At 73.6% G+C, this 25301-nt stretch carries 27 protein-coding genes and 2 pseudogenes; 21 read left to right on the top strand and 8 right to left on the bottom strand.

The window, feature by feature from the left end:
• Nucleotides 1-502: pseudogene (locus ACLBXP_RS23455) on the bottom strand (ABC transporter substrate-binding protein); the annotation flags it as partial.
• A 288-nt stretch (nucleotides 503-790) separates the two neighbouring features.
• On the opposite strand from ACLBXP_RS23455, the gene pedF reads away from it, so the two are divergent.
• The 5 genes and pseudogenes from pedF to ACLBXP_RS23480 all read left to right on the top strand — a co-directional run.
• On the top strand, nucleotides 791-1210 hold the full coding sequence (gene pedF / locus ACLBXP_RS23460) for a cytochrome c-550 PedF (protein WP_447670248.1): 420 nt from the start codon (nucleotides 791-793) through the stop codon (nucleotides 1208-1210).
• 1 nt (nucleotide 1211) lies between these two features.
• Complete coding sequence (locus ACLBXP_RS23465) at nucleotides 1212-2075, top strand: substrate-binding periplasmic protein (RefSeq protein ID WP_447670249.1); 864 nt, start codon at nucleotides 1212-1214, stop codon at nucleotides 2073-2075.
• A gap of 211 nt (nucleotides 2076-2286) precedes the next feature.
• Nucleotides 2287-4068, top strand: coding sequence for a PQQ-dependent methanol/ethanol family dehydrogenase (locus ACLBXP_RS23470; protein WP_447670250.1), 1782 nt, complete (start codon nucleotides 2287-2289; stop codon nucleotides 4066-4068).
• Between the two features lie 142 nt (nucleotides 4069-4210).
• Nucleotides 4211-4882, top strand: a complete 672-nt coding sequence (locus ACLBXP_RS23475) for a response regulator (RefSeq protein WP_447670251.1) — start codon at nucleotides 4211-4213, stop codon at nucleotides 4880-4882.
• Between the two features lie 254 nt (nucleotides 4883-5136).
• Nucleotides 5137-5583: pseudogene (locus tag ACLBXP_RS23480) on the top strand (sigma-70 family RNA polymerase sigma factor); the annotation flags it as partial.
• Nucleotides 5584-5589: 6 nt separating this feature from the next.
• Here the strand turns inward: ACLBXP_RS23480 and ACLBXP_RS23485 are convergent.
• From ACLBXP_RS23485 to ACLBXP_RS23495, 3 genes are read right to left on the bottom strand one after another with little or no spacing between them, the layout of a single operon-like run.
• Complete coding sequence (locus ACLBXP_RS23485) at nucleotides 5590-6993, bottom strand: MATE family efflux transporter (protein WP_447670252.1); 1404 nt, start codon at nucleotides 6991-6993, stop codon at nucleotides 5590-5592.
• Nucleotides 6990-8303 carry a lysine N(6)-hydroxylase/L-ornithine N(5)-oxygenase family protein gene (locus ACLBXP_RS23490; protein WP_447670253.1) on the bottom strand — a complete coding sequence of 438 codons (1314 nt, stop codon included), beginning with the start codon at nucleotides 8301-8303 and terminating at the stop codon, nucleotides 6990-6992. Before ACLBXP_RS23490 ends, ACLBXP_RS23485 begins: the two co-directional genes overlap by 4 nt.
• Before the next feature lie 9 nt (nucleotides 8304-8312).
• A complete protein-coding gene (locus tag ACLBXP_RS23495; protein ID WP_447670254.1) occupies nucleotides 8313-9314 on the bottom strand; it encodes a GNAT family N-acetyltransferase in 1002 nt (333 codons plus the stop codon).
• A 235-nt stretch (nucleotides 9315-9549) separates the two neighbouring features.
• Between ACLBXP_RS23495 and ACLBXP_RS23500 the strand changes: the two genes are divergently transcribed.
• The 4 genes from ACLBXP_RS23500 (at nucleotide 9550) to ACLBXP_RS23515 (ending at nucleotide 13798) form a co-directional block, all read left to right on the top strand.
• On the top strand, nucleotides 9550-12369 hold the full coding sequence (locus tag ACLBXP_RS23500; protein ID WP_447670255.1) for an amino acid adenylation domain-containing protein: 2820 nt from the start codon (nucleotides 9550-9552) through the stop codon (nucleotides 12367-12369).
• Nucleotides 12370-12378: 9 nt separating this feature from the next.
• Nucleotides 12379-13119: a GNAT family N-acetyltransferase gene (locus ACLBXP_RS23505; RefSeq protein WP_447670256.1), complete on the top strand. Its 741-nt coding sequence runs from the start codon at nucleotides 12379-12381 to the stop codon at nucleotides 13117-13119.
• An 87-nt stretch (nucleotides 13120-13206) separates the two neighbouring features.
• Nucleotides 13207-13482, top strand: a complete 276-nt coding sequence (locus ACLBXP_RS23510) for a hypothetical protein (protein WP_447670257.1) — start codon at nucleotides 13207-13209, stop codon at nucleotides 13480-13482.
• 154 nt (nucleotides 13483-13636) lie between these two features.
• Entirely contained in the window at nucleotides 13637-13798 is a 162-nt protein-coding gene (locus tag ACLBXP_RS23515; protein ID WP_447670258.1) for a hypothetical protein, read from the top strand.
• A gap of 48 nt (nucleotides 13799-13846) precedes the next feature.
• Here the strand turns inward: ACLBXP_RS23515 and ACLBXP_RS23520 are convergent, their stop codons facing one another.
• Together ACLBXP_RS23520 and ACLBXP_RS23525 are read right to left on the bottom strand one after the other, a co-directional pair.
• Nucleotides 13847-14179 (bottom strand): c-type cytochrome, encoded by a 333-nt coding sequence (locus tag ACLBXP_RS23520; protein WP_447670259.1) that lies wholly within the window; start codon nucleotides 14177-14179, stop codon nucleotides 13847-13849.
• 80 nt (nucleotides 14180-14259) lie between these two features.
• The gene (locus ACLBXP_RS23525; RefSeq protein WP_447670260.1) at nucleotides 14260-15549 is read right to left on the bottom strand and encodes a PQQ-dependent sugar dehydrogenase; all 1290 of its coding nucleotides are present in this window, start codon (nucleotides 15547-15549) and stop codon (nucleotides 14260-14262) included.
• Between the two features lie 230 nt (nucleotides 15550-15779).
• Between ACLBXP_RS23525 and ACLBXP_RS23530 the strand changes: the two genes are divergently transcribed.
• Nucleotides 15780-16952, top strand: coding sequence for a zinc-dependent alcohol dehydrogenase (locus tag ACLBXP_RS23530; protein ID WP_447670261.1), 1173 nt, complete (start codon nucleotides 15780-15782; stop codon nucleotides 16950-16952).
• A 23-nt stretch (nucleotides 16953-16975) separates the two neighbouring features.
• Complete coding sequence (locus tag ACLBXP_RS23535) at nucleotides 16976-17518, top strand: cyclase dehydrase (RefSeq protein WP_447670262.1); 543 nt, start codon at nucleotides 16976-16978, stop codon at nucleotides 17516-17518.
• 4 nt (nucleotides 17519-17522) lie between these two features.
• Here ACLBXP_RS23535 and ACLBXP_RS23540 read toward each other — a convergent pair whose 3' ends face one another.
• Nucleotides 17523-18290, bottom strand: coding sequence for a hypothetical protein (locus ACLBXP_RS23540; RefSeq protein WP_447670263.1), 768 nt, complete (start codon nucleotides 18288-18290; stop codon nucleotides 17523-17525).
• A 163-nt stretch (nucleotides 18291-18453) separates the two neighbouring features.
• On the opposite strand from ACLBXP_RS23540, the gene ACLBXP_RS23545 reads away from it, so the two are divergent.
• The 4 genes from ACLBXP_RS23545 to ACLBXP_RS23560 all read left to right on the top strand — a co-directional run bounded on the left by ACLBXP_RS23545 (nucleotide 18454) and on the right by ACLBXP_RS23560 (nucleotide 21810).
• Nucleotides 18454-18792, top strand: coding sequence for a hypothetical protein (locus ACLBXP_RS23545; RefSeq protein ID WP_447670264.1), 339 nt, complete (start codon nucleotides 18454-18456; stop codon nucleotides 18790-18792).
• Between the two features lie 90 nt (nucleotides 18793-18882).
• Complete coding sequence (locus tag ACLBXP_RS23550) at nucleotides 18883-19776, top strand: aldo/keto reductase (RefSeq protein ID WP_447670265.1); 894 nt, start codon at nucleotides 18883-18885, stop codon at nucleotides 19774-19776.
• Complete coding sequence (locus ACLBXP_RS23555; RefSeq protein WP_447670266.1) at nucleotides 19766-20482, top strand: NADPH-dependent F420 reductase; 717 nt, start codon at nucleotides 19766-19768, stop codon at nucleotides 20480-20482. Before ACLBXP_RS23550 ends, ACLBXP_RS23555 begins: the two co-directional genes overlap by 11 nt.
• 56 nt (nucleotides 20483-20538) lie before the next feature.
• Nucleotides 20539-21810 carry an NTP/NDP exchange transporter gene (locus ACLBXP_RS23560; RefSeq protein WP_447670267.1) on the top strand — a complete coding sequence of 424 codons (1272 nt, stop codon included), beginning with the start codon at nucleotides 20539-20541 and terminating at the stop codon, nucleotides 21808-21810.
• Between the two features lie 10 nt (nucleotides 21811-21820).
• On the opposite strand, the gene ACLBXP_RS23565 is transcribed toward ACLBXP_RS23560, so the two are convergent.
• Nucleotides 21821-21970, bottom strand: a complete 150-nt coding sequence (locus tag ACLBXP_RS23565; RefSeq protein ID WP_447670268.1) for a hypothetical protein — start codon at nucleotides 21968-21970, stop codon at nucleotides 21821-21823.
• A 360-nt stretch (nucleotides 21971-22330) separates the two neighbouring features.
• Between ACLBXP_RS23565 and ACLBXP_RS23570 the strand changes: the two genes are divergently transcribed.
• The 6 genes from ACLBXP_RS23570 to ACLBXP_RS23595 all read left to right on the top strand — a co-directional run bounded on the left by ACLBXP_RS23570 (nucleotide 22331) and on the right by ACLBXP_RS23595 (nucleotide 25244).
• Nucleotides 22331-22765: a hypothetical protein gene (locus ACLBXP_RS23570; RefSeq protein ID WP_447670269.1), complete on the top strand. Its 435-nt coding sequence runs from the start codon at nucleotides 22331-22333 to the stop codon at nucleotides 22763-22765.
• Nucleotides 22762-23160 (top strand): hypothetical protein, encoded by a 399-nt coding sequence (locus ACLBXP_RS23575; protein WP_447670270.1) that lies wholly within the window; start codon nucleotides 22762-22764, stop codon nucleotides 23158-23160. Before ACLBXP_RS23570 ends, ACLBXP_RS23575 begins: the two co-directional genes overlap by 4 nt.
• 113 nt (nucleotides 23161-23273) lie before the next feature.
• Nucleotides 23274-23534: a hypothetical protein gene (locus ACLBXP_RS23580; RefSeq protein ID WP_447670271.1), complete on the top strand. Its 261-nt coding sequence runs from the start codon at nucleotides 23274-23276 to the stop codon at nucleotides 23532-23534.
• Between the two features lie 131 nt (nucleotides 23535-23665).
• Entirely contained in the window at nucleotides 23666-24106 is a 441-nt protein-coding gene (locus ACLBXP_RS23585; protein ID WP_447670272.1) for a DUF2934 domain-containing protein, read from the top strand.
• 162 nt (nucleotides 24107-24268) lie between these two features.
• On the top strand, nucleotides 24269-24565 hold the full coding sequence (locus ACLBXP_RS23590; RefSeq protein WP_447670273.1) for a hypothetical protein: 297 nt from the start codon (nucleotides 24269-24271) through the stop codon (nucleotides 24563-24565).
• A gap of 4 nt (nucleotides 24566-24569) precedes the next feature.
• Nucleotides 24570-25244 carry an HAD family hydrolase gene (locus ACLBXP_RS23595; protein WP_447670274.1) on the top strand — a complete coding sequence of 225 codons (675 nt, stop codon included), beginning with the start codon at nucleotides 24570-24572 and terminating at the stop codon, nucleotides 25242-25244.
• Nucleotides 25245-25301: the final 57 nt, after the last annotated feature.

Below are 25301 nucleotides of genomic sequence, written 5' to 3' on the forward strand. Positions count from 1 at the left end.
CGTCGCGCAGGCGCGTGTCGGGCGCGCCGATGTTGAGGATGACGCTGTCGCGGGCCTCGGGCAGGTCGGCGAGCGCGAGCAGGTCGACGGCCGGGGCGTTGACCACGAGGAAGCGGGGCGCCCCGCTCCGGGCGATCTCGGCGAAGGCCGCGCGGATGTCGGCGTCGGGGGCGATCACCGTGCTCGTGAGGGCGAAGGCGAGGCCGAGGAAGCGCCCGGAGGCGTTGGCGTCGCGCAGGCCGAGCTCGGCCCCGCGCAGCCCCGCATCGGCCGGCACGGGCGGCTCGTTGTTGAGCGGCTTGGCCCGCTCCACCCGGCGCTCGAGGTAGTGGATCGCCAGGGGCGGGCCGGCCGGCGCGGCCCGGAGGGGCGCGGGGGACGCGAGCAGGGCGAATGGCAGGACGAATGGCAGGGCGAGCAGCAGCAGGCGCCCGCGACCGGCCGTCGGGGAGGAACGCGGCCTCGGCCCGCCCCCCGTCCCATGCTGCTGCTGCGCCCGCATGCCCGGCCGTTCTCGTTCCCGTCCCGTCGTTCGGCCCGCGCCTCGCCGGGCGCCGCCCTTTGGCCCGACGATAGGCGCAAGGGCGGGGTGCCGGTATTGGACCAAGGTGCCAGGGCGGGCCCGGGGGAGGGGCGCCCCGGCCGTGCCCCGCGGCCTCGTACCAAAGCACAATGGGTTCGCCTAGGCGCCCTTGCTAGGCTTGCCCGCAATGGAAGGAGCGGCCGCGAGCGACGGCCGCCGGTCCCCGCGCCGGCCCCCGCGGCCCCGGGGATCCAGGGAGGACGGCACATGGATCTCAGGACACCCGCGCTGCTCGCGGCCGCCCTCGTCGCCCTGTCGGGCGGCGCGGTTCTCGGCCACGGCGACGTGCAGCCCCAGCCCGTGAACACGGACGGCCTCGACCCCCTCGGCGCCGACTGGCGCCCCGAGAACCCCTACCGGGGCAACGCCAAGGCGGTGGCGATCGGCGATTCCGGCTACAACCAGAACTGCGCGCGCTGCCACGGCCTTCAGGTGATCTCGGGCGGCCTCGCGCCGGACCTGCGCTACCTGGAGAAGGGCCAGGAGGGCGACACCTGGTTCCAGGAGCGGGTGCGCCACGGCGCGCTCATCAACGGCGTCACCAAGATGCCGTCCTTCGAGGGCGTGCTCTCGCAGGAGGCGCTCTGGGCGATCCGCAGCTATATCGAATCGAAGCACGAGGACTGACGTGGCGCGCATCCCCGGCCTCGCGGGGCGCCTCCTCGGCGCCGCGCTCCTCGCCCTCGCGGCCGCCCCCGTGGCGGCCCGCCCCCTCGACGAGGTCGTGCGCGACGGGACCCTCCGGGTCGCCCTCTACGGCGAGAACGCGCCCTTCTCGGCGCTGCGGGACGGCCGGCCCCAGGGCATCGACGTCGACATCGCCGGGGCCGTCGCCGAGCGCCTGAAGGTCAAGCTCGACCTGCGCCTCGTCGATGCGGGCGAGAACGTCGACGGCGACTTCCGGCTCAACCTCTGGCGGGGCGACCTCGCCGGATCGCCGCTCGCCGACCTGATGCTCCACGCGCCGGCCGACAAGCAGCTCGCGCTGCGCAACGAGCAGGTCTTCCTGACGCGGCCCTACTTCGAGCAGCACCTCGCCTTCGCCTGGCGGCGGGGCGCCCTGGAGGGCTTCGAGACCCTCGCCGACATCGAGGGCCACGCGGTCGCGGTGGAGGGCATGAGCGCCTCGGACGCGCAGCTCCTCACCGCCGAGGGCGGCCGCTACCGGGGCGCCCTCCGGCACTTCGGCGACTTCGACGCGGCCGCGAAGGCGTTCCTGGCCGGCGAGGCGCCGATCCTCGCGGGCACCCGCGCCGGCATCGAGGCCGCCCTGTTCGCCGCCAGGCCCGAGCCCGGCACCTACCAGGTGGTCGAGCTCGCGCTGACGGGGCTCGTGAAGGCTCGCTGGGACCTCGGCGGCGCCGTGCGCAGCGATTCGCGCGACCTCGGCTACGCGGTGGGCGAGGCGCTGGCGGCGCTCCAGGCGGACGGCGCGCTCAAGGCGATCTGCGACCGCCACGGCGTCACCCTCACGGCGCCGAGCGGCTATTGAGGATCGGATTCCCGCGAGGCCGGCAACAAGAACTCAAATAGAGGGCCGGCGTCCTCACAGTGTTCTATTGTGCAGCGCACGCGCTATTCGACTTAAGGCCAATAAACAGATCCTAAGAGACAGGCTAGCTTGAAGTCCGGGGCATGCCGCCAGTCAACAGGGACATTCAGCCCGTCGGCAGCCGGCCTCAAAGATCCTAGGAGGAAATGCCATGCGGGTGCGAGACCGGTTCCTGACGGCGGTGGGGGCGGCGGCGCTGATCCTCGGCGCCGCGACGATGATGTCCGCCACGGCCGTGCGCGCCGAGGGCGTGAGCGACCAGGACATCCTGAACGACGCCAAGACGCCCCAGGACGTCGTGACCTACGGCCTCGGGCCGCAGGCCCAGCGCTACAGCCCGCTGAAGGCGATCAACCGGGACACCATCAAGGGCCTCGTGCCGGCCTACTCGTTCTCCTTCGGGGGCGAGAAGCAGCGCGGCCAGGAGAGCCAGGCGCTGGTCAAGGACGGCGTCATCTACGTCACCGGCTCCTACTCGCGCATCTACGCGATCGATTCGCGCACCGGCGAGAAGAAGTGGGAATACGCCGCCCGCCTGCCCGAGGGCATCCTGCCCTGCTGCGACGTCGTGAACCGCGGCGCCGCGCTCTACAAGGACAAGGTGATCTTCGGCACCCTCGACGCCAAGCTCGTGGCCCTCGACCAGAAGACCGGCAAGGTGGTCTGGCGCAAGGACATCGACGACTTCAAGGCCGGCTACAGCTACACGGCCGCGCCCCTCATCGTGAAGGGCAAGGTCATCACCGGCGTGTCGGGCGGCGAGTTCGGCATCGTCGGCCGGGTCGAGGCGCGGGACGCCGAGACGGGTGAGCTCGTCTGGCAGCGGCCGGTCATCGAGGGCCACATGGGCACGCTCAACGGCAAGCCCTCGACCATGACCGGCAAGGTCAACGAGACCTGGCCGGGCGACATGTGGAAGTTCGGCGGCGGGGCCACCTGGCTCGGCGGCACCTACGACCCCGAGACCAACCTGATCTACTTCGGCACCGGCAACCCCGGCCCGTGGAACTCGGCGCTCCGCCAGGGCGACAACAAGTGGACGGCCTCCCGCATCGCGCTCAACCCGGAGAACGGCGAGATCGTCTGGGGCTTCCAGACCACGCCGCACGACGGCTGGGACTTCGACGGCGTGAACGAGTTCGTGCCCTTCGACATGCAGAAGGACGGCAAGACCGTGAAGGCCGGCGCCACCGCCGACCGCAACGGCTTCTTCTACGTGCTAGACCGGACGAACGGGAAGTTCATCTCGGCCTCGCCCTTCGTCTCCCAGATCAACTGGGCCAAGGGCATCGATAAGGACGGCCGCCCGATCTACGACGACGCGTTCCGCCCCGGTGACCCGACGAAGTCCGAGGACGGCAAGAAGGGCAAGACCGTGTTCGCGGTGCCGAGCTTCCTCGGCGGCAAGAACTGGATGCCGATCGGCTACAGCCCCGACACGAAGCTGTTCTACGTCCCCTCGAACGAGTGGGGCATGGACATCTGGAACGAGCCCGTCGCCTACAAGAAGGGCGCCGCCTACCTCGGCGCCGGCTTCACCATCAAGCCGATCTTCGAGGACCACATCGGCTCGCTCAAGGCCGTCGACCCGGCCACCGGCAAGATCGTGTGGGAGTACAAGAACAAGGCCCCGCTCTGGGCGGGCGTCCTCACCACCGGCGGCAACCTCGTCTTCACCGGCACGCCCGAGGGCTTCCTGAAGGCCTTCGACGCCAAGACCGGCGAGGAGGTCTGGAAGTTCCAGGTCGGCACCGGCGTCGTCGCCTCCCCGATCACCTGGGAGCAGGACGGCGAGCAGTGGGTCGGCGTCGCGGCCGGCTGGGGCGGCGCGGTGCCGCTCTGGGGCGGCGAGGTCGCCAAGTCGACGGCCGGCATCAACCAGGGCGGCAGCTTCTGGGCCTTCAAGCTCCCGAAGAAGGTCGCCGAGCGCTAGGGCCGGATCGCCGGGCGCCCGCGGGGCGCCCGGCCCCACGAGGGAACGTCCGGGACGGTGGCCACGGCGCGCCGCCCCGGATATCGTCCGAGCCGTCCCGGCGCCGCTCGCGCCCGACCACGCTGCCGAGGGAACGGCCGACATGCGGCTCCTGATCGTCGACGATCATCCGCTCTTCCGCGAAGCGCTCGCCAGCGCCATCCAGCTCGCCTTCCCGGAGGCGGAGCTGCACGAGGCCGACGGCATCGAGGCCGCCCGCGCGCGGCTCGCCGCCACGCCGGGCCTCGACCTCGTCCTCCTCGACCTCTCGATGCAGGGGGTGACGGGCTTCGACGGGCTCGTCTCGATCCGCGGGCGCTTCCCGCGCATCCCGATCCTGATCGTGTCGGGGATCGACGACCCGCGGGTGATGCAGCAGGCGATCCACCACGGGGCGGCGGGCTTCGTGCCCAAGGCCGTCGACAAGGCGACGCTGACCCGCGCCATCTCGGAGGTGTTGAGCGGCGCCCTGTTCATGCCCCGGGACTTCCCCGAGCCGCGCCAGGCCGCCGCGGAGGCCGGCCGGCCCCGCAAGGCGCCGCTGGCCGAGCGCATCGCCCGCCTGACGCCGCAGCAGCTGCGGGTGCTCGGCATGATCCGCCAGGGCAAGCTCAACAAGCAGATCGCCCACGAGCTCGACGTCAGCGACTCGACCGTGAAGGCCCACGTCTCCGAGATCCTGCGCAAGCTCGACGTGATCAGCCGCACCCAGATCGTCATCGAGACGGCGGCCCTCGCCTTCGACCACCTGGACGAGCCCTTCGCGGTGGGATGAGGCGCGGGCGGCGAGCCTTGCGCGGGTCGTCTTGCAGGTCGTCTTGCAGGTCGTCCGGTAGCTGATCGGGCAGGCGGCCCGATCGTCGCGGGCCGCACGGGCGCTCCGTCATCAGTATCGGCCCCAGGTCAATTCGGCCACTGAACTATCGGTGATGCTGGATCTGTTCTGATTCCAATCTGTTGTCGAAACCTTGACTTGCTGGAGGACCGCGGACTTCCCTGCCGGCCATGTCGAATGGCCGCTCCAGCACGATGAGAACCCTCAACGCGGCGCCGGCCGGCGCGGCGTGGTGCTTCGCGTCCCTCCAGGCCCGCAAGGAGGCGCTGGTGGCGGCCGCCACCCGCATCCTGCGCTGCCGGGCGCTCGCCGAGGACGTGGTGCAGGACGTCTGGCTGCGCCTGCTCTCGGCGCCCCCGCCCCCCGGCATCGGGCCGCAGGGCGCCTACGTCGCCCGGATGGTGCGCAACCTCGCCATCGACCGGGCCCGGCGCCTGCGCTTCGAGGCGCGCACCTTCGCGGCGCTGGAGAGCGGCATCGCCGCGCCGGCGCCGGGGGCCGACGCCGAGGGCGTCGTGGCCGCCCGCCAGGCGCTGCGGCGGGCCCAGGCCGCCGTCGAGGGCCTGCCTGAGCCGGTGCGCACGGTGTTCCGCCTGCACCGCGTCGACGGGGTGCCCCAGAAGGACATCGCGGCGCGGCTCGGCGTCTCACGCGCCCTCGTGTGCGGGCTGGTCCGCCGCGGGCACGAACGCTGCCGGGCCGCCGTCGAGGGCGATTGCCCCCTCGCGGAGGCTTGCGAGCAGCAGCACGGCGCCGAGGCCGTTGGCGAGCGTCTCGGCCACGGCCCGGCTCGCCAGCACCCCGTCGAAGCCGTAGAGCTGCGGTAGCACGAGGAGCGGGGGGATCAGGGCGAGGCCCTGCGCCGAGAGCGAGACCAGGGCGGCCCGCCGCGGCGCGCCGACGGCCTGGAACAGGGTGGCGGCGGTGAGCTGCAGCCCGACCGGCATGAAGGCCGCCGCGAACACGACGAGGGTCGGCACCGTCGCGGCGCGGGTCGCGGCATCGTCCGCCACGAGGCCGACGAGGGGCTCCGCGCAGAGGATCATCAGGCCGCCGACCGCGAGGCCGTAGGCCAGGGAGGCGCCGACGAGGAAGCGCAGCGCCCGGGCCACCCGGTCCGGCCGCCCGGCGCCGTGGCCGAACCCGATCACCGCCTGCGCCCCCGCCATCACGCCGAGGAGCGGCAGGGCCGCCACCATCACGAGCCGGAGCGCGATGCCGAGGCCCGCCACCGCGGCCTCGCCGTAGGCCGCCCCCGCCCGCACGAACAGCGCCATGGCGAAGGCCGCGAGCAGGCTCGAGGCCGTCACCGGCGCGCCGATCCGCAAGAGGTCGCCGAGGAGGAGCCGGGGGGCGGCCATGCGCCAGGGGGCGCGGAAGCGGATCCGCGCGTCCCCCCGCACGGTGGCGAAATGCCACGCGTAGGCGAGCGCCCCGGCGAGCTGCGACAGGAGGGCCGCCCAGCCCGCCCCGGCGGTGCCGAGGCCGAAGCCGAGGATCAGCACCGCGTCGAGCAGGATGTTGAGGCCGAAGGCCGCGACCATCACGGCGCCGCTGAGGGCGGCGAGCCCCTGTGCCCGCACCACGAAGCCGCCGACGATCATGACGAGCATCAGGGCGGTGCCGGCGGTGGAGAGGGCCGTGTAGGCGGAGGCCGCCTCGGCGAGCCCCGGCCCCGCCCCGAGGAGGCGCAGCCAGGCCGGCGCGTCGGCGAGGATCGCCAGCGTCAGGACGAGCCCGGCGGGGCCGACCAGCCAGAAGCCGAGGGCGGCGGCGTCCTCGGCGGAGCGCCGGTCGCCGCGCCCGAGCGCCCGCGAGACCAGCGAGGCCGCCCCGATGCCCGCGCCGTAGCCGAGGGCGGCCACGAGGAGCGTCACCGGGTAGGCGATGGCGATGGTGGCGATGGCGGTCGGCCCGAGATCGGCCACGAACCAGGCGTTCGCCAGCATCTGCAGCGAGTGCGCCGAGATCCCGAGGATCGCGGGGCCCGAGAGCCGCAGGATCAGCGGGATGACGGGCGCCCCGAGGAGGTCCGGTGCGGGCCGGCTCACGAGGCCAGCACGGCGGCAGGGCGGCGGGCGGCCCGCGCGGCCCCCTCGGCCTCCAGGATGGTGCCGGCGATCTCCGCGGCCCGCACGGGCAGGATCGAGAGCAGGGTCTCGGTCAGCCCGTGGGTGGCCTCCGACACCCCCTGGAGGTGGAGGGTCAGGTGCGGGTCGGCCCCGGCGAGGGGCAGCCGGTAGCGCCGGTCCACCGTCTCGCCGGCGAGGAACGGGCGCAGGGGTTCGAGCAGCGTCGGGATCGCGGACCGCACGTAGCCGGTGGCGAGGACCACGAGGTCGTAGGTCTCCGCCCGCGCCGTGTCCGAGAGCCGCTCCCGCAGGCTCACCCGCAGGCCCTCCGGCGCCGCGGCGACGGCCTCCGCGACGGTGCTGCGCAGGAGGCGGTTGCGGACCTCGCCCGTCACCGCCTCGGCGTAGAGGGTGGCGTAGAAGTGCTGGATCAGGTCGGCGTCGACCACCGCATAGTTGGTGGCGCGATGCCCCTCGATGAGCTCGGCCCGGATCTCCTCGGGGGCGCCGTGCACGCGGTCCACCGCCCCGGGGTCGAAGATCTCGTTGACGAAGGGGCTGTCGTCGGCCGGCCGCAGGGCGGGGGCGCGGATCGCGAGGTCGACCCGGGCCTCGGGGTAGCGCCGCCCGGCATCCACCGCGATCTCGACCGCGCTCTGGCCGCCGCCGATCACCAGGATGCGGGGCGCCGGCCGCTCGGCCGGGTCGCCGAGGGCCGCCGCGATGCCGGGCAGGTAGCCCGACGAGTGGATCACCCGGGCGTCCCCCGCGAGCGCCCGGAACGGCTCCGGGACGACGGGGTCGCCCCCTGCCGCCACGACGAGGTGGCGGCAGCGGCGCAGGGTCGCCGCGCCGTCCGGCCCGCGCGACTCCACCGAGAAGGCGACGAGGCGCCCGTCCCGGACCTCCGGGCTCACCGAGGCGACCCGCTCCCCGTAGACCGTGACGGCCGCGAAGTGCTCGGCCGCCCAGGCCAGGTAGTCGTTGTACTCGACGCGCGACGGGTTGAACGTCTTCAGGTTCAGGAAGGCGTTCAGCCGGCCCTTGCCGTGCAGGTAGTTGATGAAGCTGAACGGGCTCGTCGGGTCCCGCAGGGTCACGAGGTCCTTCACGAAGCTGATCTGCATGTCGGCGCCGGGCAGCATCATGCCCCGGTGCCAGCCGAAGCGCGGCTGGCCCTCGAGGAAGCGCATGCTCAGCCCCGGCGCCAGGTCGCGCAGGGCGATGGCGAGGGAGAGGTTGGCGGGGCCGAAGCCGATGCCCAGGATGTCGTCGGTGGCGTGGATCATCGTCGCGCCTCAGGCGAGCGGAACGGCGGGCGGGCGCGGCGCGGCATCCGCCGCGGCGGCGCCCGGCACCCAGAGCCGGTCGCGGAAGAAGTGGTCGCGCGCGAGCGCCACCAGGGCGGCCCGCTTGTGGGGGAAGTCGACCGTCGCGATCGTCGCGAAGCCGGAGCCGTGCAGGTTGCGGATCTGCTGGGCGTGGTCCGCCCGCGGCTCGCCGACGATGCGGCGCGTCCGGGGCTCGTCGAGGAACAGGAAGTGCATCAGCGACGGCAGCCAGGCCGAGAGGTAGGGCCTGCCCCGCACCGAGGCCTCGCCGATGGCGACGTGCCAGCCGCGGTCGTGGTCCCCCGCCTCGTAGAGGGCGCCGAGGCGGCTCTCCCTCGCCCAGTACAACTCGAAGTAGCCGAAGGGCTCCCCGTCGAGGCAGCCGAACAGGGGCAGGGTGTGGGGGTCGGCCTGCAGGCGCTCCAGGTAGGCCCGGTGCTCGGCGAGCGTGCCGCGCTCCTCCCACACGGCGGCGACGCGGGGGTCGTTCATCCAGGCGGAGAAGCGGGCCGCATCCCCGGCCTCCGTCATGGTGCGGAAGCTGAGGGTCCGGTCGAGCCAGGGGATCCGGCGGGCGTAGAGGGTCCCCTCCGGCGCTTCGGGCCGCAGCGGGTGGCGCCGGCCGTGGGTCTGCGTGTGCAGCTCGGGGAAGGGGGGCCGGGCCTGCGGCATCCAGGGGCCGGCGCATTGCCAGAGCAGGCCCGGCAGGATCTCGAAGGCCCCGCCGAAGCGCCGCGCCGCGCCCTGCGCGACGAGGCGCGCCCCCGCGCCGGGCCGCACGCCGGGATCGACCCGGATCCGCAGAACGCCCGGATCCTCCGCGGTGAGCGCCTCCGCCCGCGCCAGCAGGCCCGCGACCGCCGCGGCATCGTCCGGCGCCGCCTCGACCCTCAGGACCGGCTCCGCCGCGGTGCCGCACAGCTGCAGCCGCACCGCCTCGCCCGCGATCGTTTCGCCGACCCGCCTCACGCTCGCTTCCGCCCGCATCCGGCGCTCCCCGCTCGCGGCCGCAAACCCGCGGCCGATGATCCGTCTGCCTGATGACGGATGAGGCCCGGGCCGGTTCAGGGACCGGTTCAGGGGCCGGTTCGGGGATCGGCCCGGTTCCGGTCGGGCGCCCTGAACCGCCCCGCGGCCCGTTCGTCAGGAAGGGGCGGGCCCGGACAGGCGGCCGGACGCGGACGGGAGCGGGCTGGACACCACGATGGACACCGACTGGACGATGCAGCCCCTCGTCGTCGCCGCGAGCGGCCGGGGGCACCGGGCCCTGTGGCCGGCGGACCGAGCGCTGCCGGCCGGCTGGGCCCGGATCCACGGCCCCTCGGACCTCGCCGCCGCGCGGGCCTGGCTCGACGATCCGGCGAACAGGTCCGACCCGGCCCCTCGCGGCGACGCCCCGGAGGAGGGCCCGGGCTTCGAGTCCCTGCCGGCGACGCTGGCGCGCCTCGCCCGCGCCGAGCCCGAGGCGCCCGCCATCCTGTTCGGGGCGGAGACCGTGACCCGCGGCGCCCTCGACGCGAGCGCCGGCGGGATCGCCGCCGGGCTCCTCGCCCGCGGGGTCGGCCCGATCGTGGCCGTGGCGCTGGAGCGCTCGCCGCTCGCGATCGCCGCGTTCCTCGGGACGCTGCGGGCAGGGTCAGCCTTCCTGCCCCTCGACCCGGCCTATCCGGCGGCCCGCATCCGCACCATGCTGGAGGAGGCGGGCGCGGATGCGGTCGTCACGACGCCCGACCTCGCCCGCCGCCTCGACCTGCCGCCCGGGGCGGTCATCGACGTCGCGGCGCTCGGCGCACCCGCCGCGGCGGAGCCCGTCCTGCGCTCGGAGACCCCCGCCTACCTGATCTTCACCTCGGGCTCGACCGGCCGCCCGAAGGGCGTGCTCGTGGAGCACGGGCCGCTCGCCATGCACTGCCGCGCCACCGCCGCCGCCTACGAGATGGACGCGGCGTCCCGCGAGCTGCACTTCCTGTCCTTCGCCTTCGACGGCGCGCACGAGCGCTGGCTGACGCCCCTCTGCGTCGGCGCCAGCATCGTGCTGCGCGGGCCCGAGCTCTGGACCGCTGCCGAGACCCTCGCAATCCTGCGCCGCCACCGCTGCAGCCACGCGGGCCTGCCCACGGGCTACATCGGCCAGCTCGCCGAATGGGCCGAGACGATCGGCGAGGCGCCCCAGGTCGACGTCTACTCCTTCGGCGGCGAGGCCATGCCCCGCGAGACCTTCGCGCGCATCGGGCGGGCCCTGAAGCCGCGCCTCCTGATCAACGGCTACGGGCCGACCGAGTGCGTGATCTCGCCCCTCGTCTGGAAGGCGGCGCCCGGTACCGCCTTCACCGAGGCCACCGCGCCGATCGGGACGGCGGTCGGCGCGCGCCGCAGCCACGTCCTCGGCCCCGACCTCGAACCGGTGGCGCCGGGCGAGACGGGCGAGCTCTACATCGCGGGTGGCCTCGCGCGGGGCTACCTCGGCCGCCCGGCCGAGACGGCCCTGCGGTTCCTGCCCGATCCGTTCGGCCCGCCGGGCAGCCGCATGTACCGCACCGGCGACCGGGTGCGGGCGCGGCCCGACGGCAGCCTCGCCTACGCGGGGCGGGTCGACGATCAGGTCAAGGTCCGCGGCCACCGCATCGAGCTCGGTGAGGTGGAGGCGGCGCTGCGCGCCCTGCCGGAGGTCGGCGAGGCGGTGGTACTGCGCCGAGAGGCCCCGGGCGGCGCGAGCCTCGCGGGCTACGTCACCGCGGCGCGCGGGCGGCGGCCCGAGGCCGGACGCCTGCGGGCGGCCCTGGCCCGGCACCTGCCCGACTACATGGTCCCGGCCCGCCTCACGATCCTCGACCGCTTGCCCGTCACCCCGAACGGCAAGGTCGACCGCAAGGCTCTCCCGGATCCGGGAGCCGGGGAGGCGGCGATCCGCGCGCCCGGGACGGCGACGGAGCGACGGCTCGCGGGCATCTGGTCGGAGATCCTCGGCACCCCGGTGATGGACGCCGAGCGCCCGTTCTTCGCCCTCGGGGGCGACTCGCTGTCGGCGCTGCGCCTCGTCGCGCGGCTCCGGCTGATCGCGCCGGGCGGCGGCATCGGCGTCGCCGACCTCCTGCGCGACCCGACCATCGCGGCGCTCGCGGCCCGGATCGAGGCCGGGCGGGAGGAGGACGGCCAAGGAGCCGACGAAGGGGAGGGCGGGGGGCCCGGCACCCTCGCGCCGCTGGTGACGCTGAACGCGGGCGATGCCGGGAGCCCCCTCCTCGTGCTGTTCCCCGGCCTCCTCGTCAGCACCCGCGAGTACGAGCCCCTGGTGCAGAGCCTCGGGGCGGGGCAGGCGGCCGTCGGGTTCCTGTGCGCCTCCCTCGTCGAGGCACCGCGGCCGCTGCCCTCCGTGGCTGATCTCGCCGAGGCTTACGCGGCGCGGGTGCGGAGCCTGGCGCGGGGTCGCCCCTGCACCTTCCTGGGCTGGTCCTGGGGCGGCGTGCTCGCCTACGAGACCGCCTGCCGGCTCGGACCGGACGTACAGCTCGGCTTCGTGGGCATGCTCGACGCCTGCGGCCTCGAGGCGAACTTCGCGCCCGGCGCCGGACGGCCCGTCGCGACGGCGGAGCGCGCCGCCTTCGAGGAGCTGGTCGAGGCCTGGCTCGCCCGCTCCGCGATGCGGGCGGAGTGGGAGGCCCTGCGCGCCCGCGCGGACCCGGAGGCCGCCGTGCAGCTCCTGCGCTTCCTCGCCGCCGAGCCGCAGCCGCTCCCGGCCGACGGGCCGGAGGTGGGCAGCCGCGAGCGCATCCTCTGGACGCTGGTGGACCACGCGCTGCAGTTCCGCGACCTCGCGCTGACGCAGAGCGACGTGCCGGTGCGGTCCTTCGTGGCGAGCCGCTCCCGCGAGGCGGGACTGCCGGTGATCGACTGGGGCCGCCACACGGACCGCCTCCTCTCGGTCGAGACCGTGCCGGAGACCGACCACCTCGACATCGTGCTGTCGCCCGCCTTTCACGCCCGCTTCGCCCACTGGCTGCGGCCGTGGGCGGAGGCCGCCTGAGGCGCCCCCATGGTGAGCTTCGCGACCCTCCTCGATGCGCACCTCGCGATGCTGCGGGGGAGCCTCGTCGACGGGGTGGAGCCGGGGCCGGACGGGAGCCGCTACGCCTGGTCCGAGACGATCCCCGACCCGACCCTGAACTTCGCCGCCGGCCTGCGGACGCCCGCCGCCGCGGCCTTCGCCCGCGCCGCCGCGGCGGCGCACGGCCGCGCACCGGCGATCCTCGCGGAGGGCGAGGAGGTACTGCCCGCTCCCGGGGCGGCGACCGCCACCTACCCGGCCCGCTGGATGGTGCGGCGGACCGCGGTCACGGCCGCCGACGACCCGGCGATCAGCCGGCACGCGGGTGCGGTGCCGCCGCCGGCCTTCGAGGCGGTGTTTCGGGCGTCCTCCGACGAGCCGCTCGTGCACGAGCACATCACCCGGCACTACGTCCCGGCCCTGCGCAGAGCGGCGGCGCCCGCGCGGGTCGCGCCCGTCCATCTCGTCCTGCACCAGGCGGGCGAGCCGGCGGCCTGCGCGAGCCTCTACCGGCTGGGCCGTCTCGCCGGCCTCTACAACGTCAGCACCCGGATCGACCGGCAGCGCCTCGGCCTCGGCGCCCGGATCACCGCGGCGGCGGTGGCCGAGGCCGGGCGCAGCGGGGCGGCGCTCGTGTTCCTCCAGTGCCCGGCCGGCGGCCCCGTGGAGCGGCTCTACGCCCGGGCGGGCTTCGTGACGGCGTTCTCGCCGCGCCTGATCTGCCTGTGAGGCCCTGGCGATACGCCCGCCTGGCGCGTATTCATTCGGGCCCTGCAACTTGGGTTTGCCAAGTTTCCGGCCCCGAAGCGAGGTGTCATGGCCAAGCCGTCCGTCGACCCCGGCCGGATCGTGGCACCTCCCATCGACATGGCGGCGCTCGCGGAGGCGGTCGAGCGCTATCTCGCCGAACCGGCCACGGGACTGCACCGGATCGGTGCCGGCTTCAGCCTAGACCTCGCCGCCACGGTCGCGGCCGACCCCGCGACCTGCGCGCTGCTGGCGCAGCCTAGCCTGTCCCTGGCCGAGAAGCGCCGGATCCTCACCGGGCTGTTCCTGACGCATCTTCTGATGGGACGCGCCCCGTTCCCCTGACGGATCCGGGGGCGTGCGTCGGAATCCGTGCGCGGACGCACCCCGCAGTGCGCCCGGCGCGCATGGCTGGCCTCCCGCCGTCGGCGGTGGTGCCGGCGCGGGGCGGCGCACACATTCCGGGTGTCGCCCAACCCCATCGTCAGGATTTCAAGCCGTGGACCCGCTGACCGCGAAGACCCTCGTATCCGCCCTCCTGGTCTTCGCCATCGCCCTGTTCTCGATCGCCAGCTTCGAGGCCTTCCTCACGGAGATCGTGCGCGATCTCCGGAGCGCCCGCGCCGCGCGGAAGGCCGCCGAGCCGCTGCCGAGGCGATAGGGCGTCGCCCACCCGGGCGGTGACGGGCTTCGGGGTCTGCCCCCTGGCTCAGCCCGGGGGCAGCACGTCGATCTGGATCCCGGCGTAGTAGGCCGCGAGGTTCGCGATGTCGGCCTCGCTCAGCTCCTTGGCCACCACGTTCATGATCTCGTTGCGGCGGGTGCCGTCCCGGTACTCGGTCAGCGCCTTCACGAGGTAGGGCTCGACCTGACCGGCGAGGTTCGGCGCCTCGGGCAGCTTCGAGAGACCGTCCATTCCGTGGCAGGTCTGGCAGGCGCTGGCGCGCTTGCGGCCCGCCGCCGCGTCGCCCGCGCGGGCCGCGGACGCGGCCAACGGCAGGATCAGGCAGGCGGCGAGCAGGCAACGGAGGCGGTGCGGCATCGGGGATTCTCGCCGGGGTGGCTAGCCGAACGGGGCGGCCCGGCCGGGAGGCCGGGCGGCTGACTGCTTGCCGAAGCGGGCTACTTGCCCTCGTACGAGATCCGGTAGATCGCGCCGGCGGTGTCGTCCGAGACGAGCAGCGAGCCGTCGAGGAGCACGGCGACGTCCACGGGACGCCCGAGATACTCGCCGTCGCCGGTGAGCCAGCCCTCCGCGAAGGGCGTCGGCTGGCCGGCCTTGCCGTCCTTGTCGACGGGCACGAACATCACCCGCGCGCCGATCGGCTGCGTGCGGTTCCAGGAGCCGTGCTCGGCCGTGAAGATGCCGCCGCGATAGCTCTGCGGAAACATCTTGCCATTGTAGAAGGTCATGCCGAGATCGGCCGCGTGCGGCGGCAGCTCGGCCTGGGGCGACACCGCGTCCTTGGGCGGCGTCGCGTCCTTGTACTCGGCGGTGCGCACCTGACCGCCGCCGAACCAGGGGAAGCCGAAGTTCTCGCCGGCCTTGGCGGCGCGGTTCAGCTCGCCCGGCGGCTGGTCGTCGCCCATGCCGTCCACCTGGTTGTCCGTGAACCACAGCGTCTTGTCCGCGGCGCTGAAGTCCATGCCCACCGAGTTGCGGACGCCGGTGGCGTACACCTCCCGGTTCTTGCCGTCCGCGTCCATGCGGATGATGCCGCCGATGCCGGTCTTCGCGTAGAGGTCGAGCTTCTCCTTCGGCGGCACGTTGTAGGGCTGGCCGAGCGCGATGTAGGTCTTCCCGTCCGGACCGACGCGGCAGACCCGGGCGGTGTGGTTGTAGCTCTCCTCGGAGGCCGGGATCAGCTCGCCCTGCTTGACGACGACGCCCGCGGCGACGTCCGGGTTCTCGTAGAAGAACTCCGCCGCCGGGAAGGTCAGGACCCTGTTCTGCTCCGCCACCGTCAGCACGCCGTCGCGCGAGAAGCAGACGCCGTTGGGGATCTTGAAGTCGATGCCCGGCGCGAAGGCGCGCACCTCGTCGGCGACGCGGTCCTTGTCGCGGTCCGTCACGGTGTAGATCTTGGTCTTGCGCGTGCCCACGAAGACGACGCCGGCGTTCGGCCCCACCGCGAGGGCGCGCGCGTCCGGGACGACGGCGTAGAGGTCGATCTTGAAGCCCTCGGGGAGCTTCACCCGGGCGAGGTTCTTCCGGATCGCGTCGGCGCGGCGGCCCGTCTGCGGGATCTCCGGGGCGGCGGCCGTGCCGGTGCTCTGGAAGGCCTGGAGCTTCTCGAGATCGTCGGCCTTGGCCTTGGTCTCCGCGGGGGCGGCCCCCTGCGCCAGGGCCGAGCCGCTCAGCACGAGGGAACTTGCGCCCGCGAGCAGCAGGGCGAGGGTCAAGCGTCGCATCGTCGTCCTCCCAGGAGCCGCCACCTTGCGCCGGGCGGTCACGGGGAATCCATAGGGGGCCGTCCCGCCGCTGCAAGGTCCGTGCGTGACGCTCGCCTGACAGGTCGAGCTCGGCTGACCGGGGCGGAACGTCGCATGAGGACGGCCCGGGCTATCGGCGACGCGCTCCGGAAACCCGCCCCCCTTTGCGCGGTTCACCCCACGCGAACGGGGCGTGGAGGAAACGGCACATGAGGGCACTCGTCTGGCACGCGACGCAGGACATCCGCTGCGACACGGTCCCCGACCCCGAGATCGAGCACGAGCGCGATGCGATCATCAAGGTCACCGCCTGCGCCATCTGCGGCTCGGATCTGCACCTCTACGACCACTTCATGCCCGGCATGAAGGCCGGCGACATCATGGGCCACGAGACCATGGGCGAGGTGGTGGAGACCGGGAAGGGAATCAACGGGGCGCTGAAGAAGGGCGACCGCATCGTCGTGCCCTTCACGATCATCTGCGGCGAGTGCGACCAGTGCAAGCGCGGCTTCTTCTCGGTCTGCGAGCGCACGAACCGCAACAAGCACATCGCCGCCAAGGCGTTCGGGCACACCACCGCGGGCCTGTTCGGCTACACCCACCTCACCGGCGGCTACCCAGGCGGGCAGGCCGAGTACCTGCGCGTGCCCTACGCCGACAAGACCCACATCAAGGTGCCGGATTCGCTGACCGACGAGCAGGTGCTGTTCCTCAGCGACATCCTGCCGACCGGCTGGCAGGCGGCCGTGCAGTGCGAGATCGAGCCTACCGACACGGTGGCGATCTGGGGCGCAGGGCCCGTCGGGCAGATGGCGGTCCGCTCCGCGATCCTCCTCGGGGCCAGGCAGGTGGTCTGCATCGACCGGGTGCCCGAGCGCCTGGAGATGGCGCGGGCCGGCGGGGCGATCACCATCGACTTCTCCACCGAGAGCGTGATCGAGCGCCTCAACGAGCTCACCGGCGGCAAGGGCCCGGAGAAGTGCATCGATTCCGTCGGGCTCGAGGCGCACGCCACGGGCACGGTCGACGCCATGTACGACCGCGCCAAGCAGGCGGTGATGCTGGAGACGGACCGCCCCCACGTCCTGCGCGAGATGATGTACGTCTGCCGCCCCGCCGGGGTGATCTCGGTGCCGGGCGTCTACGGCGGGCTCCTCGACAAGATCCCGTTCGGGGCCTTCATGAACAAGGGCCTGACCATGCGCACGGGCCAGACCCACGTGAACCGCTGGACGGAGGACCTCGTGCGACGGATCGATGATGGCCAGATCGACCCGTCCTTCGTGATCACCCACCGCATCGGCCTGGAGGAGGGCCCGGAGATGTACCGCACCTTCCGGGACAAGGAGGACGGCTGCATCAAGGTCGTGATCCGGCCCTGATCCCGGAACGGAGGAGGTTTCCCATGCGCTACGAAGGACCGCGCTCCCGCCGGCCCGGCCACCCGGACGAGGCGACCGACCGCCTCGCCCGGGGCCTCGGGTGGTTCTCGATCGGCCTCGGCCTCGCCGAGCTCCTGGCGGGGCGCAGCCTCGCCCGGGGCCTCGGCCTCGAGCGGCACACGGAGCTGATCCGCGCCTACGGCGTCCGCGAGATCGGGACCGGGGTCGGCATCCTCACCGCGGACGACCCGACGCCCTGGATCTGGGGGCGCGTGGCGGGGGACGCCCTCGACCTCGCGACGCTCGGCACCGGGCTCACCCGGCGCAACCCGCGCCTCGACGGCCTCACCCTGGCCCTCGCGGCGGTCGCGGGCGTCACCGTGGTCGATGCCCTCTGCGCCCGGGCGCTGAGCGGCGAGACCCGTCAGCCGGTGCGCCCGCCGTTCGACTACACTCGCCGCAGCGGCTACCCCCGGGGCCTCGCCGCCTCCCGCGGCGCAGCGCGGGACTTCGTGGTGCCCGAGGGCGTTCGCACGCCCGACCTGCTGCGCGCCTACGCGGCCTGATCGGCTACTGGAAGAGGCCCGCCCGCATCCGGTCGATGTAGGCGCCCTCGAACGTCGACGGGCCGACATGGGCGATCGGCTCGTCGACGCAGGCCCAGATCTCGCCGCCGGCCGCCGTCCAGCGGTGGCAGAAGGACTTGTCCTCGCTCAGGAAGTTGCCGTCCTGGGCGCGGTGGGGCGAGAAGCACTGGTGCACCGGCTCCGCGATCCCCATCGCGGCGTAGGGCGACTGGTTCGGCGGGCTCGTCAGGTCGGGATAGGCGGCGCGCAGGCGCTCGAAGGCGGCACGGCGGATCAGCATGATGCCGGTGCCGATGCTGTTGACCCGCACGAACCCGTCGGTGACGCGGTACTGCGGGTGCTCGGGGCTGCCCTCGCGCACCATGTCGTTGCCCGCCACGTAGTCGAGGGCGAGGCGCTCGGCGAGCTCGGGGTCGTCGACGCGGCGCGCCATGGCGTGGAAGCGGGCCGCGTCGCGCCGGCGGAAGGGGCAGAGCGCCGCGGTCACGTCCTTGTCGAAGGCCAGCATCCGCTCGACGAGCCGCGGCTCGAAGCCCATGTCGGCATCGACGAAGAGCAGGTGCGTGAGGGCGGGGTTTCCCATGAACTGGGCCGCGAAGTAGTTGCGCACCTTGTAGATGTCGGCGATCGAGACGCAGGAGACCGAGATCCTGACGTCGCGGCCCCCGAAGGCGTGCCCCTTCAGCTTCAGCATCGCGCCGAAGTAGGTCGTCGTCACCATCTCGCCCGCGCACGGTGTGCAGACGAGCATCCGGACCGGATCCATGCGTGGGCCCCCGAAGCAGCAGAGGGCGCTTATAGGGGCCTGCCCCGGACGGAGCCAGCGGGCAACCCCACCTCTTGCCTTGATCCCCACTCGCCGCCGGCCTACGCGGGGCGCTCCCGCAGAACCCAGATGGCCGCCGGAGCCCACCATGAAGCAGCGCGACGCCATCATCGCCTGGACGCCCGCGCGCTGGGCCGAGCTGAAGCCCGAGACCGCCGGCCGGGTCGAGGTGCTGCCCCATCCCGACACCGGGGGCCGCGCCCGCGCCTACATGATGCAGGCGGGGGCCGGCTCCTCGGCGTTCCGGGCGCTGCCGGAGGAAGCGCAGCTCCTGCGGATGTTCATCGACTTCCAGACCCTCGTGGTGCGCGACGGCATCGACCCGCAGGTCGCCCACGCGGCCTTCCTGGCGATCGACGAGTACCGGTTCCGGATCGCTCCGGACACCGAGGGTGCGGCGTTCGAGGACCCGCCCGAGGAGGATTGAGGGCTCGACACCCGCCCGGGCGCCCTAACTGTGGGTTGGCCGATCCCTCGTTCCCGCGAGCCCGACGTGCCCCTGACCCGCCGATCCCTGATGGCCGCCGCAGCCCTGACGCCGATCGCCCGCGCGCAAGCGGCGAACCAGGCGGGGGATGAGGGTGGGCTCATCCGCCGGCCGATCCCGTCGAGCGGCGAGAGCCTGCCGGCGCTCGGCATCGGCACCTCCCGCCGCTACGAGGTAGAGCCGAGCCCCGAGAAGGTCGCGCCCCTGCAGGAGGCGGTGGAGCGCTTCGTGGCCCTCGGCGGCTCGGTGATCGACACCGCCCCGAGCTACGGCACCGCCGAGGACGTGCTCGGCCGGATCTTCTCCGCCACGGGCCTGCGTGACAAGGTGTTCCTGTGCAGCAAGGTCAGCGAGCCGGGGCGCGAGGCCGGCGCCGCGCAGGTGGCCCGCTCCTTCGAGCGGATGGGCGTGAAGACCATCGACCTCGTGGCCGTGCACAACCTGATCGACACGCAGGCGAACCTCGCGAGCCTGCGCGACCTCAAGGCGCAGGGCCGCATCCGCTACGTCGGCGTCACGGTCTGGCGCGATGGCCAACTGCCCGACCTGGAGCCGGTGATGCGCCGGGAGGCCCTCGACGCCATCCAGGTCAACTACGCCATCGACAACCGGGCCGCGGCCGAGCGCATCCTGCCGCTGGCGGCCGAGCGCGGCATGGCCGTGATGGTCAACGTGCCCTTCGGGCGCGACCGCCTGCTCAAGGCCGTGCAGGGGCGGGAGCTCCCGCCCTGGGCGGCCGAGTTCGACTGCCGCACCTGGCCGCAGTTCTTCCTAAAATACGTGCTGGCCAACCCGGCCGTGACCTGCCCGATCCCCGGCATGGCCAAGGTGTCCTACATCGAGGACAACCTCGGCGCGGCCCGCGGACGGCTGCCGGACGCAGGCCAGCGGGCCAAGATGGAGGCCTTCATCGATGCGCTCTGACCCGACACGCCGCCGGCTCCTGCTCGGCACCGCCCTCGCCCTCGGCCTCGCCGCTCTGCCGGCCCGCGCCGCCGAGCCCATCCGCATCGGCATCATCGGCGCCGGCAACATCGGCGGTACCATCGGGGGGCTCTGGGTGAAGGCCGGGCACCCGGTGATGTTCGCCTCCCGCCACCCGGAGGAGTTGAAGGGGCTCGTCGAGAGCCTCGGCTCCAACGCGAGCGCCGGCACGCCAGAGGAGGCGATCCGCTTCGGGCAGGCCGTCTTCGTCGCCGTGCCCTACAAGGCCTATCCGCAGCTCGCGGCCGATCACGGCGCGTCGCTGAAGGGCCGCATCGTGATCGAGGCCGGCAACGCCACCCAGGCCCGCGACGGCGACCTCTACGCCGAGGTGCAGCGGGACGGGATCGGCGCCACCTCCGCGCGGTACTTCGCGGGGGCGCGGCTGGTGCGCGCCTTCAACGCCGCGAACTACAAGATCTTCGCCGCGCAGGCGAACCGGCCGGCGCCCCGCATGGCGATCCCGATCGCGGGCGACGACCCCGATGCCCTCGACGTGGCCAAGCGCCTCGTCGCGGATGCGGGCTTCGACCCCGTGGTGGTCGGCCCGCTGAAGGCCGCCGACACCTTCGCGATGGGATCGCCGGGCTTCGGCCACGTCCTGCCGGCGCCGGAGCTTCGGGCGAAGCTCGGGCTCACGCAGTGACGGGCGCCGGCGCGGAACCGGCTCCCACCCCCAGCGCCTTCGCCCGGCTCGTCGGGATGCGCCCCGGCGAGGGCCCGGCGCTCGCGTGGTCCTGGGCCTACATCTTCGCGATCCTGGCGGCCTACTACATGCTGCGGCCGATCCGCGACCAGATGGGCGTGGCCGGCGGCATCGAGAACCTGCCCTGGCTGTTCACCGCGACCCTGGTGGGGATGCTCGCCCTCAACCTGCCCTTCGCGTGGCTGGTGAAGACCCTGCCGCGCGCCCGCTTCGTGCCGCTGACCTACCGGTTCTTCGCCCTCAACATCCTCGTCTTCGCGGCCGCCCTCTACGCGGCGCCGCCGGATTGGGACGTGTGGATCGGGCGGGCGTTCTTCGTCTGGCTGTCGATCTTCAACCTGTTCGTGGTGTCGATCTTCTGGGCCACCATCGTCGACGTGTTCACGAGCGAGCAGGGCAAGCGCCTGTTCGGCTTCATCGCGGCGGGCGCGACCCTCGGGGCCATCGCGGGCTCCGCCACCACGGCGATCCTCGCCCGCGACGTGCCGACCTGGGCGCTGATGCTCGGCGCGGTGGTGCTGCTCGAGGCCGCCGTGTTCAGCATGCGGGGCCTCGCCCGCCTCTCGGACCGCCTGAACCAGACCCCGACGCCGCAGGCGCGCGAGGCCATCGGGGGCGGCATCGTCGCCGGCATCACGCGCACGCTCGCCTCGCCCTACCTCCTCAACATCAGCCTGTTCCTGCTGCTGTTCTCGATCACGTCGACCTTCCTGTACTTCCAGCAGGCCGAGATCGCGAAGGCGAGCTTCCCGGACAGGAACGCCCAGCGGGCCTTCTTCGCCACCGTCGACCTGATGGTGAACGGGCTCACCCTCGGCATCCAGTTCCTGCTCACGGGGCGGATCGTGCGGCGCATCGGCGTCGGGCCGACGCTGGCGCTGCTGCCGCTCCTCAGCATCGTCGGCTTCGCGGCGCTGGCCACCGCGCCGACCATCACGGCGATCGTCGCCTTCCAGGTGCTGCGGCGGGCCGGCAACTTCGCGATCAGCCGACCGATCCGCGAGGTGCTGTTCACGGTGGTCTCGCGGGAGGATCGCTACAAGGCCAAGAGCTTCATCGACACCGTGGTGTACCGCCTCGGCGACCAGCTCGGCGCCTGGTCCTACGCCGGCCTCGGGGCGTTCGGGTTCGGCGCGGCCGCGATCTCGCTGGCCGCGATCCCGCTCTCGGCCCTGTGGCTCGCAAACAGCCTCTGGCTCGGCCGGGCCCAGGGCGCGCGGCAGGCCGAGCAGGCGGAGCCCGAGGGGCGGGACGCCGAGGCGGCCTGAGGCCCGCGCGTCAGGAACGCTGCACCGGGACCGGCACGGGCCGCAGGGCGGGACGCAGGGTGCGTCCCGCGGAGGCCCAGCCGAGCATCGCCAGCGCCGCGAGCACCGAGCAGCCGACGATCCCGTCGCTCAACCACTCCGTCACGTCGAGGAACACCATGGGCTCGCCCTCCGATTCACCTCGGAAGACTGGGCCGCGAGGGTAAACGAGATCTTAACGCGCCTCGCTCCGCGGGGCGGGCGCGGCGGCCTCCTCGGGGGCCGTGGGATCGACCGGCCGCGAATCCGCGTTTGTCAGGCCGGGACGGGGCCGAGCCCGGGCCCGGGTGCCTCGGGCACGAGGGCCCGACAGGGGGCTCGTGGGGTCCACGAGGGGCTTCCGGAACCGGCCCCCGTCGCGTAGAGGAACCGCCCCCGCGGACCGATGCCCGTTAAGCGAGCCTTAACCATGCGGACTCGAACCTGCCGGGATACGGGCGGAGCGACCCCCGGGACCCGGACCCGAGGGAGAGAGGTGAGCGTGATCGTCCCTCGCCGCAGACCGGCCGGCCTCGGCGCCGCCGCGGTGCTCCTCGGCCTCTTCGCCGGCACGCCCGCAGCGGCCCAGGAAGCTTTGGCCCAAGAGGCTTCCGCTCACGAGCCCCTGTTCCTGCGCATCCGCCCGCAGGCCGACGGCGTCGCGGCAGCGGGCCGCGAGGCCGACGCCCTCGCGGCGGAGATCCGGGCGGCTCGCGCGGCACGGGAAGCGGTGTGGGAGCGCAGCAACGCCCGCGCGCGCCTCGCCATCGCCTCCGTCTGCACCGGCTGCCTCGCGGCGCCGGAGCGCCGCCCCCGGGAGCCGCCCGACCCGGCGCAGCCGGTGACGGCCTCCGCGCCGCCCGACCCCGTCACCCGACCCGAGGCGGCCCCCGCCGGCCGCCTCGCCGCCACAGAGACCGAACGAGGTGAGCCATGACGCAAGCGCATCCGACCAGCGGCGCCACGCCGGACCCGAACTGCCCCGTCTCCCTCGACCTCCTCGGCGAGGTCTACCGGGCCGACGAGTACGACCTGCCGGAGATCCTCGGCCGGATCCCGCCGCTCACCCGGGCGAAGCTCGCCGCCTACCTCTACGGCAAGAGCCACATGCACCAGCTCGGCCTCGCCGTGGCCCGCGCCTGCGAGCGCGAGGACCTGGTGCGCGCGGCCGGCGAGATCGGCTCGGTGATCCACGGGCAGGCGCACCTGAAGCCGTCCCGCCCAGCCCCGGCCCCAGCCCCGGCGCCTGGCGCCAAGAAGGCCGCCGCCAGCGCCCCGAAGAAGATCAGCCTCGGCGGCTCGGCCGCCAAGGGCCGCAGCTTCGACTGGTGAGGCCGCCGCGATGCGCCCGGGCCCGGAACATCCGGGCCCGAGCTTGGCTTTCACCTCACCGGTGCTACGAAGCTCCGGAGCGCGACGTTCGGGGCGCGAAGTTCGGGGGATGCATGTTCGGTCCGTGGTGGAAGCTCGGCCTCGATGCGACCATGCTGGCGTTCGAGTCGCAGCAGGTGATCGGGATGCGTCTCCTGAAGCTCTCGGCGGGGGGCGCCGCGGCGCAGGTCGAGGCGCAGCGCATGGTCACCGAGAAGATCGCGGCGGCCGGGGAGGCGGCCTTCCTCGTCGCCTCCGGCGGCTCCACCGCCCGGGTGGTCGCCGGCTATCGCCGCAAGGTGCGGGCGAACGCGCGCCGCCTGTCGCGCGGCTGAGGCCGAGGCCCTGCGGCGCCCGGCCGAGCTTGACGCGTGACAGTTGCATTCCGGTTGCACCGCGGAACCGTTTTAACCATCCCTTAACCATGCGCTCCCATCGTTCCCGAGGGATGGATCGGGAGACCTGCATGGACCACATCATCGAGCAGCGCGTGCGCGAGCGCGCCTACTACATCTGGGAGGGCGAGGGCCGGGTGTTCGGCCGGGCGGAGGCGCACTGGCTGCGTGCCGAGGCCGAGCTCCGTCCGTCCGCGACAGCGTCCACGACGGCGTCCGCGGGCGCGTCCAAGGTGTCCGGGGCGGTGTCCGAGGGAACCGCGAAGCCGGCCCCGAAGCGTGCCGCCGCCAAGCCGGCGCCCGCCGCGAAGCCGGTGCTCGCCGCGAAGCCGGCGCAGAAGGCCAAGGTCGCCGCCAAGCCGGCCGCCAAGGCTGCGGCCGAGCCGGCGGTCAAGGCTGCGGCCAAGCCCGCCGCGAAGGCCCCGGCGCGGACCCCGAAGGCGCCCGCCGCGGCGCTCGCCAAGGTTGCGGCGAAGGCCGCGCGCGGTTCCACCGGCGCCGCGCTCCACTGACGCTCGCCGCCGGCGACCCCGCGAAAAGGGCCCGCCCCGAAGAGGGGCGGGCCTTCGCGCGTCGGGAGCCTTCGGAACGGGGGCGAACCTTCGGAACGGAGGCGAACCTTCGCCGTTGACGAGCACGCGACCCGAGCACCATCCGTCGCCAGGAGAGGCCCCATGCGCATGATCCACCCCGCCCTCCTGGCCCTTGCGGGCCTCGGCCTCGCGAGCGCCGCAACCGCGCAGCCCGTGACCTATTACGGGCACACGCCCGCCATCGGCCTCGTCGGCCCCAACGTGCCCGTCACGGTCGGGGGGCGCGCGCCCTGGAGCCGGCCGTGGGAGTACGATTCGGGCGGCGACAACGACCGCCGGCCGGAACTCGACTACTACCAGCAGGGGCGCGGCCAGCAGACGGGCGGCCCCGCCCGCAACCTCCTGCCCGACGACGGCCTGCACCTCTTCCCGCGCTGAGCCGATGCGCGCGCCCGAGGCCGTCATCTTCGACATCGACGGCACGCTGCTCGACAGCGTGGACCTGCACGCCGCCGCCTGGGTCGAGGCCTTCCGGCACTTCGGGGTCGAGACGGATCCGGCGGTGGTGCGCCGCCAGATCGGCAAGGGTGGCGACCAGCTCATGCCGGTCTTTCTCCCGGAGGTGCGCGTCGCCCGCGAGGGAGAGACCATCGAGGGCTTCCGCTCCGACCTCTTCGCCCGCGAATACCTGCCGCGGGTGAAGCCCTTCCCGGGCGTGCGGGCCCTGTTCGAGCGGATCCGCGCGGAGGGGCTCACCATCGCGCTGGCCTCCTCGGGCAAGGAATCCGAGGTGGCGCACTACCAGGAGATCCTCGGCATCGGCGACCTCGTGGCCGTGGCGACGAACTCCGACGAGGCGGACCGCTCGAAGCCGCACCCGGACATCTTCGAGGCCGCGCTCGCCAAGCTCGCGCCGATCGCGCCGGCCGCCGCCGTGGTGGTGGGCGACACGCCCTACGACGCCGAGGCCGCCGGGAAGGCGGGGCTCGCCACCATCGGCGTCCTCTGCGGCGGCTTCCCGGAGGCGGACCTCAGCGCGGCGGGCTGCATCGCGATCTATCGCGACCCGCAGGACCTCCTCGACGGGTTCGACGCCTCGCCGCTCGCCCGGCGCTGAAAGCCGGAATTCCGGGCCCGCGGGAGATATCCCCGACATTCAAGGCCGGTGTTGCGG

Source organism: Methylobacterium sp. A54F, from assembly GCF_053346035.1.

Bases quoted from the DNA above. Each gene is read 5' to 3' on its own strand.
- ACLBXP_RS23560 (WP_447670267.1), top strand. From the start codon at position 20,539: ATGCGCCCCGGCGAGGGCCCGGCGCTCGCGTGGTCCTGGGCCTACATC.
- ACLBXP_RS23490 (WP_447670253.1), bottom strand. From the start codon at position 8,303: ATGATCCACGCCACCGACGACATCCTGGGCATCGGCTTCGGCCCCGCC.
- ACLBXP_RS23580 (WP_447670271.1), top strand. From the start codon at position 23,274: ATGTTCGGTCCGTGGTGGAAGCTCGGCCTCGATGCGACCATGCTGGCG.
- ACLBXP_RS23535 (WP_447670262.1), top strand. From the start codon at position 16,976: ATGCGCTACGAAGGACCGCGCTCCCGCCGGCCCGGCCACCCGGACGAG.
- ACLBXP_RS23555 (WP_447670266.1), top strand. From the start codon at position 19,766: ATGCGCTCTGACCCGACACGCCGCCGGCTCCTGCTCGGCACCGCCCTC.
- ACLBXP_RS23590 (WP_447670273.1), top strand. From the start codon at position 24,269: ATGCGCATGATCCACCCCGCCCTCCTGGCCCTTGCGGGCCTCGGCCTC.
- pedF (WP_447670248.1), top strand. From the start codon at position 791: ATGGATCTCAGGACACCCGCGCTGCTCGCGGCCGCCCTCGTCGCCCTG.
- ACLBXP_RS23545 (WP_447670264.1), top strand. From the start codon at position 18,454: ATGAAGCAGCGCGACGCCATCATCGCCTGGACGCCCGCGCGCTGGGCC.
- ACLBXP_RS23565 (WP_447670268.1), bottom strand. From the start codon at position 21,970: ATGGTGTTCCTCGACGTGACGGAGTGGTTGAGCGACGGGATCGTCGGC.
- ACLBXP_RS23470 (WP_447670250.1), top strand. From the start codon at position 2,287: ATGCGGGTGCGAGACCGGTTCCTGACGGCGGTGGGGGCGGCGGCGCTG.
- ACLBXP_RS23585 (WP_447670272.1), top strand. From the start codon at position 23,666: ATGGACCACATCATCGAGCAGCGCGTGCGCGAGCGCGCCTACTACATC.
- ACLBXP_RS23520 (WP_447670259.1), bottom strand. From the start codon at position 14,179: ATGCCGCACCGCCTCCGTTGCCTGCTCGCCGCCTGCCTGATCCTGCCG.
- ACLBXP_RS23575 (WP_447670270.1), top strand. From the start codon at position 22,762: ATGACGCAAGCGCATCCGACCAGCGGCGCCACGCCGGACCCGAACTGC.
- ACLBXP_RS23500 (WP_447670255.1), top strand. From the start codon at position 9,550: ATGGACACCGACTGGACGATGCAGCCCCTCGTCGTCGCCGCGAGCGGC.
- ACLBXP_RS23475 (WP_447670251.1), top strand. From the start codon at position 4,211: ATGCGGCTCCTGATCGTCGACGATCATCCGCTCTTCCGCGAAGCGCTC.
- ACLBXP_RS23550 (WP_447670265.1), top strand. From the start codon at position 18,883: ATGGCCGCCGCAGCCCTGACGCCGATCGCCCGCGCGCAAGCGGCGAAC.
- ACLBXP_RS23540 (WP_447670263.1), bottom strand. From the start codon at position 18,290: ATGCTCGTCTGCACACCGTGCGCGGGCGAGATGGTGACGACGACCTAC.
- ACLBXP_RS23510 (WP_447670257.1), top strand. From the start codon at position 13,207: ATGGCCAAGCCGTCCGTCGACCCCGGCCGGATCGTGGCACCTCCCATC.
- ACLBXP_RS23595 (WP_447670274.1), top strand. From the start codon at position 24,570: ATGCGCGCGCCCGAGGCCGTCATCTTCGACATCGACGGCACGCTGCTC.
- ACLBXP_RS23505 (WP_447670256.1), top strand. From the start codon at position 12,379: ATGGTGAGCTTCGCGACCCTCCTCGATGCGCACCTCGCGATGCTGCGG.
- ACLBXP_RS23530 (WP_447670261.1), top strand. From the start codon at position 15,780: ATGAGGGCACTCGTCTGGCACGCGACGCAGGACATCCGCTGCGACACG.
- ACLBXP_RS23525 (WP_447670260.1), bottom strand. From the start codon at position 15,549: ATGCGACGCTTGACCCTCGCCCTGCTGCTCGCGGGCGCAAGTTCCCTC.